Genomic DNA, 2,909 nt, shown 5'->3' on the forward strand with positions numbered 1-2,909 from the left:
GACGCGATCGCTGGCGGAGGCGGACTGATCGCGCTACCCACGATCATGGCGATGGGCGTGCCGCCTCATGTGGCGCTAGCGACGAACAAGCTTCAAGGCACTTTTGGTAGCTTCACGGCGGCGCTAAATTTCGCCCGAAAAGGCATGATAAATTTCCGCGAAGTTTTTATCGGCATCGTTTTTACCTTTATCGGCGCGTGCGTCGGCACGGTGCTTATTTTGTTTTTGAGCGCCGAGTTTTTGCGCGTTATTATCCCGTTTTGTTTGATAGCGATTTTCATATATACGCTTTTGATGCCAAAGGTCGGCGACGAGGACAGAGCCGCCCGCATGAACGCGCGAGCTTTTTACGTTATATTTGGCCTAATTTTAGGCTTTTACGACGGATTTTTCGGGCCGGGAGCGGGCAGTTTTTGGACGTTTGCGATGGTTGCGCTCATCGGGCTAAATATGAAAAAAGCCGTCGCGCATACGAAAATCCTAAATTTTACCAGCAACATCGTCTCTCTTGCCGTTTTTATCGCAGGCGGACAGATACTTTGGACGGTTGGGCTTTTGATGGGCGTCGGTCAGGTTTTGGGCGCGTATTTTGGCTCAAATATGGTCATGAAAAAGGACGTTAAATTTGTTAGAGTCGTGTTTTTAGCCGTCGTGGGCGCGACGATACTAAAGCTTGTTTACGATAGATTTTTCGCGTAAGCGCTGATTTTAAAAAACGACGTAGAAATTTGAGCTAAATTTGACAAAAAAGCTAAAATTTGGGCGAAATTTGAGGTAAGCTTAAAAAACTTTTAACGTTTATTTGGATAAAATTGCCGTTAAATTTCATAAATCTAAGGTTAATCCATGCAAGAAAATTTGTTTTTGTTTACAGGTTGGATCGCTTCTTTGTTTACCGACAACGAGCACGTTATCCACGCGGTAAATTACGCGGGACATCTCGTTTTAGTCGCGATTATCGTGCTTATCGTGGCAAAATTTGCAACTAAAAATTTGCAACTCGTGCCTCGCGGAGCGCAAAATATCCTCGAAGCGTATTTAGAAGGCGTCGTATCCATGGGCAAGGACGTGCTAGGCAGCGAAGCGCTATCTAGAAAATACCTACCGCTAGTCGCCACCATCGGTTTGATCGTATTTGTAAGTAACATAATAGGCATAATACCTGGATTTGAGGCTCCGACTTCGAGCTTAAATTTGACCCTTACTCTAGCGCTCGTGGTTTTCGTGTTTTACCACTACGAAGGTATCCGCGTAAACGGTGTGGTTAAGTATTTTGCTCACTTCATGGGACCAAACAAATGGCTAGCTCCGATAATGTTTATCGTCGAGATCGTTTCGCATCTGTCTCGCGTCGTATCGCTTTCTTTCCGACTTTTCGGTAACATCAAGGGTGATGATTTGTTCCTTTTGGTCGTACTTGCTCTTGCGTCTTACGCTGCGCTTCCGGCGTTTGTCTTGCTTACGTTTATGGCGTGCTTGCAGACATTTATCTTTATGATTCTTACTTACGTGTATCTTGCCGGCGCGATCTTGATCAGCCACGACGAGCACTAAAATTTAAATTTACGCGTCCGCCAGCTAAAATACGCTAAAAATCGGCGGGCGCAACCCCTTCTTTTTATCTAACTTAAATAAAAATCCTGCTAAAATATGCCCTAAATTTTAAATAAAAGGCAAATTATGTTTGAAGTCGTTATCGGGCTTGAGGTTCACACCCAGCTTAATACAAAAACTAAAATTTTCTGCTCTTGCTCCACGAGCTTCGGCGATGAGGCAAATACGCACGTTTGTCCGACCTGCCTAGCGTTACCCGGATCTTTGCCGGTGCTAAACAAAGAAGCCGTGAGAAAGGCGATAAGCTTTGGCGCGGCGGTAAATGCGACTATAAATAAACGCTCGGTTTTTAACCGTAAAAACTACTTTTACCCAGACCTTCCAAAAGCCTATCAAATTTCGCAGTTTGAGATACCGATAGTAGAAAAAGGCGAGCTTTTTATCGATGTAAATGGCGAAAAAAAACGCATCGGCATCACTCGAGCGCACCTTGAAGAGGATGCTGGTAAAAACATCCACGAGAGCGGACAAAGCCTAGTCGATCTAAACCGCGCCGGCACGCCGCTGCTTGAGATCGTGAGCGAGCCTGATCTGCGCAGCTCCGACGAGGCGGTTGCATACCTAAAAAAACTGCACTCGATTTTGCGATTTTTAAACATCAGCGACGCCAATATGCAAGAGGGAAGCTTTCGCTGCGACGCTAACGTAAGCATCCGTCCAAAAGGCGACAGCAAGCTTTACACGCGCGTCGAGATTAAAAATTTAAACTCGTTTAGATTTATCCAAAAAGCGATCGACTACGAGGTCGAGCGTCAAAGCGCGGCGTGGGAAGACGGCAAATACGATGAGGAAGTTTATCAAGAGACCCGCCTTTTTGATACAGTAAATTTAGTCACGCGCTCTATGCGAGGCAAGGAAGATAGTGCCGAGTATAGATATTTTCCAGATCCTGATCTTCTGCCTGTCGAGATCCCAGAGGAGATGTATAACGAAGCGATCAAGATCCCTGAGCTTGCCGAACAAAAGGTCGCTAGATACGGACGCGAGCTTGGCGTAAAAGAGGACGACGCGCTGATTTTAACTAGCAGCGTGGAGACGGCGAAGTATTTCGAAGAGCTCGTGGAAGCAAAAATATCGCCGAAACTGGCCGTTACATGGCTCATCGTTGAGCTTTTGGGTCGTCTAAAAAACGGTGCTACGATCGAGACATCGCCAGTAAATTCGGCTAAGATGATAGAGCTTTTACGCCGCATAGAAGACGGTACGATAAGCGCTAAGGCGGCAAAAGAGGTGCTTGACTATCTTATGGAAAACGAGGGTAGCGTAGACGCCGTCATCGAAAAATTGGGATTAAA

At 46.0% G+C, this 2,909-nt stretch carries 3 protein-coding genes; all 3 read left to right on the plus strand.

Annotation, left to right across the window (positions count from 1 at the left end; translation table 11 throughout):
- Positions 1–699 (plus strand): TSUP family transporter (locus Q0338_RS02655; protein WP_298085410.1); only part of this gene is annotated, 699 nt, incomplete at its 5' end.
- A 147-nt stretch (positions 700–846) separates the two neighbouring features.
- Positions 847–1,554, plus strand: coding sequence for a F0F1 ATP synthase subunit A (locus tag Q0338_RS02660; protein WP_298085411.1), 708 nt, complete (start codon positions 847–849; stop codon positions 1,552–1,554).
- Between the two features lie 126 nt (positions 1,555–1,680).
- On the plus strand, positions 1,681–2,909 hold a 1,229-nt coding region (gatB, locus tag Q0338_RS02665; protein WP_298085412.1), incomplete at its 3' end, for an Asp-tRNA(Asn)/Glu-tRNA(Gln) amidotransferase subunit GatB.

It is taken from the genome of uncultured Campylobacter sp., from assembly GCF_938018145.1.
Lineage (GTDB): Bacteria > Campylobacterota > Campylobacteria > Campylobacterales > Campylobacteraceae > Campylobacter_A.